The sequence below is a fragment of the Paracoccus sp. FO-3 genome (genome assembly GCF_006386455.1).
In the GTDB taxonomy this organism is placed as follows: Bacteria; Pseudomonadota; Alphaproteobacteria; order Rhodobacterales; family Rhodobacteraceae; genus Paracoccus; species Paracoccus versutus.
Map to the genome: position 1 here is coordinate 1 of NZ_VCBQ01000202.1, position 3,709 is coordinate 3,709.

Sequence of the window (3,709 nt, forward strand, 5' to 3'; positions counted from 1 at the left end):
GGGAAGCGGTGAAAAATCGAGGTGCCCTACAGATACCGGACAGCCTGTCCATATCCGGGGATATCCCCCGGCAGTCACGCCATAGGGATATTCTGCATCACCTGTCCGTGAAGGGGCGGAGGCGCGGGGTCGTAAGAGTTTTCTGTGCTCGTGGTCGCGGCCAGAGAAAACGTCCGACCAGACGAGATTGCTGGGGTTCCATCATAGAAGATTTTCCGCTATAATGGAAAAGTGATGATGGTCGCAAGGTCGCGAGGCAATGACGTTTAATCCTTCCTTATCGAGTGCGCTCGGAAGCAAGCTTTCACAACTTCGTCGCAAACGGGGTCTGACCCTTGATGGCCTGGCCGAACTCAGTCTGGTCAGCCGCGCAGCAATTTCAGCGCTCGAACAGGGTAATGGTAACCCACGTGTGCAAACCCTCTGGAATCTCGCTGATGCACTGGGGGTTAATTTCAGCACGTTGCTTGATGACTCCACCGACACAATTGTTTCCGATGAAGACGGAATCAGAGTTCGTCTGCTCGAACGGCAAACCTCCCCCAAGATGGTGGAAGTCTTCCTGATGGAGCTTCCTCCAGGTGGGGCTCGTTATGCGAAAGCTCATCCCAGGGATGTTCGCGAGCACATCGTCGTGCTGGCAGGAGAAATGCGGGCAGGTCCCAGCGAAGCTCCCAGCCTTCTGAGGTCGGGTCAGTCAATTTCGTTCGCAGCCGACACGCCCCATCTGTATGCCGGAGGCGAGAGCCCGTCGAGGGCTATCGTCACGGTAGTCTATCCGGAGCCGAGCTACGCATCTGGCCCTGATCGCGATCTGGCATGGCCCGGAAATGCGGGAGAATGGGATGCGGTTTCAGCCCTGCTCGCGCGCGCCGCAATCGAGGTGCAGAACGGCCTTGAAGTCAACGTGACCACGTTCGGACCGCCGGTTCCCGAGGCAAAGCGAGCGCATCGCGAGCTTGCTAAAGTCGTCGAAGGGCTTTTTCCATCACCGGTAATCCGACGGTTTGTGACCTGCGAACTTGGCCCTTCCGTTGTGTCGCTCTACCGGCCTGCCCAAATGTCGCATCTCGGCGCGTGTCCGCCCACTTTTTCGAGTAATCTTGCAAGGAGATGCTGGGGTTATGCAGAAAGCGCGCTGGAACCTGCCTCCGCTTCCCGGGTCGAGGAGTGGAGCAAGCTGTCGCTACAGCCGGGACCGATCGTTGAGACCTCATTGCTGGCCGAACTATGCACTCGTGCCGGTCGCGCAACCGTACCTTACGGGGTTGGCAGTTCGTTACATGAAAAGACTGTCAGGGCAGATGCGTCTCAAAGGCTTTTTGAAGCCCGTATCGATGTAGATGCATATGAAAGCTATGAACTGGTCCACCCTGCCTATGCACGGCAAACGCTGGCGGTTGCGGCCCAGCTGCCAGCCGAAACAGAGCAGGCCGGACCTCGGATACTTGACATAGGGACAGGCCCCGGACTGCCGTTAGCTATGTTGCTGGAATTGCGGCCTGATATTCGTGCCGTGGCCGTCGATCCGAGCGACGTTGCGTTCGGCCACTTGTCGAGGCGATTTTCTGGGAATGGCAATGTTGAGATAATTCACGGCTCCGTCACGGAGTTAGGTGAGCCGGAAAAGCCGTTCGATTGCGCGGTTTCCATCGGAGCATCGCATCACCTCGATACGGCCGCGTTTCTGTGTGCTATCCGAGATCAATTGAAATCAGGCGCACGTTTAATCGTTGCCGATGAAATGATTGCGCCTTACAACACGCTCGAGCAGCGTCAGTGCCGATTACTCAGGCATCACCTTTGGTACGTGCTGGATACGCTGGTCAGCCTGCCAAGCGATGCCGATTCCGCCGATGTACGCACGGCCGAGCGGCTAGCGACGGTTCTTCCGCTTGCGTCAGCTTTCGCCCACAAGGGTAATCACGATGCAGCAATGCGCCTGACCCGTGACGTCTATGAGGAGGTCAGCGAGTTGAAGCGGCCTGTGGTCCCCTCGACCCCGCTCGCTGTATTTTCACGTTTCCATCTGCTTGAGTTGCAGGCCCTGATTGCCGGACTGGATTACGAGGTCGAGCAGAAAACCCATCCCGGCCGTTTCATCGCGCTGGCAAATGCCTGCGGTCTGGATCTGGCACACCACCAGAGAATATATGCCACCGATGGCGACGGACATCTGGATGGTGGGACGCATCTTTTCGTATTCGAGGCCCGCTAATGTCTTCGATTTCCTCTTTTCTCAATGGCGTTGGTGCGGCGTTGCCGATAGCAGCTGCCTATGTGCCGGTGGCATTCACACTGGGCGCCGCGTCATCCCAGCTGGGATTTGCGCCCGTAGAGAGTGCATTGTGGTCTTTGGTGATGTTCTCAGGAGCGAATCAAGCGCTTCTGCTGAGTTCTCTGGTAGCAGGGACCCCGCTTGTTCTAGTCGCCTTCTTATGTGCAATTGCCAGCTTCAGGCACATTCTCTACGGAATTGTGCTGGCGGACCGCGTACCAGAGGGATCAGCCGTCAGGTTCCTGTTCGGCTATGGACTGACAGATGAAGTATTTGCTACTGCAGTCGGCACGGATCGCGATTCATCCCGAAAACTGGCGGTTAACTGGCTTATTGGTCTGGCACTGACCGCACTTGTAGTCTGGGTGATCGGCACAGGAGTGGGGAGTGCCGTTGGCGACGCGCTTGAGGCTGCCTCGCCGAAGGTCCAAGGTGCCCTGAACTTTGCTCTTCCTGCCCTGTTTCTTGCGCTTGTTTGGTCAATGGCAAGTCGCAGCACCCTGGTCCGAATGATGATGGCAAGTGCCATTGCCATTGGCTTCGTCAGCTTCGGCCACCCGCAGTTGGCGATCCCGGCTGGCGCTGTTGCGGCCCTTTTTCCGGTGCGTTCCCAATGATTATGGAATTGTGGGTCGCCATCATGGCAATCGGGGTTTGCACGGGCGCAACCCGCATCGCACCATTGTTTTTTGCTGGACGCAGGAAAGAAAATGACGTCCGGCGTCCAGCGTGGCTGAATTCCCTAGGCCCGTGTTTGCTCGCTGCTATGGCCGTCGTGGTTATCCTGCCTGCAGTTCAGTCTTCGGTGCGAGAAGAATCGATAACGCCCACTGCCATATCCTTTGCAGTTGTGGCGGCAGTTATGATTATTCGCCGTGACCCCGGACTGGCGACAATCGGAGGGATGCTCGCATATTTCCTGCTAAGTTAGACCTATGCACCGCCTTCAGATTGTCCGGCACAAGTGTCACGCTGACTTGCGGATCAAATCCAGTAGCAATTTCAGTGCGCTAGCTTTCGTTTATGGGAATCGGACTCGACGAGCTGGATTAAAAGACCGACCTGATGCTCAAGCATCATGGCGGAGGCGACCCTTATCGTGCTGATGCCGGCTCTGGAGCAGAGGACGCATGCGCTCTTGGCGTGTGGTGTCTGATGACGGTCAGGCCTTCCTGATGCACTGGTGTTTTCGGTGGGTGAAATCAGCGGCGCAGGTCGTTGGAGATCGGCCCGGCGCGCTGGCCAGTCCAACGGCTGATTGTGGAGATAGCAGACGGCCTCTTCAAAGGGGGGGGAACCGATGGAGCAGGAATATCAAGGCAGGTTGAAATCTCGTGTCAACAATCCCCCGTCATGGGAGCGCCCGGTTCAATGGCCGGAAACCGGTCTGCCCTTTGATCTCCGGGCGGTCCGTTATGTCCTGGCCGCCGC

3 protein-coding genes are annotated in these 3,709 nt (G+C 57.2%); all 3 read left to right on the forward strand.

Going from position 1 to position 3,709, the window contains the following annotated elements:
• Positions 1–259: 259 nt before the first annotated feature.
• From FE811_RS26110 to FE811_RS28860, 3 genes are read left to right on the forward strand one after another with little or no spacing between them, the layout of a single operon-like run.
• Positions 260–2,218, forward strand: a complete 1,959-nt coding sequence (locus tag FE811_RS26110) for a methyltransferase domain-containing protein (RefSeq protein WP_072464423.1) — start codon at positions 260–262, stop codon at positions 2,216–2,218.
• Complete coding sequence (locus FE811_RS26115; RefSeq protein ID WP_072464424.1) at positions 2,218–2,895, forward strand: AzlC family ABC transporter permease; 678 nt, start codon at positions 2,218–2,220, stop codon at positions 2,893–2,895. The genes FE811_RS26110 and FE811_RS26115 overlap by 1 nt, the downstream gene beginning before the upstream one ends.
• 2 nt (positions 2,896–2,897) lie before the next feature.
• A complete protein-coding gene (locus tag FE811_RS28860; RefSeq protein WP_370362711.1) occupies positions 2,898–3,209 on the forward strand; it encodes an AzlD domain-containing protein in 312 nt (103 codons plus the stop codon).
• Positions 3,210–3,709 lie beyond the last annotated feature (500 nt).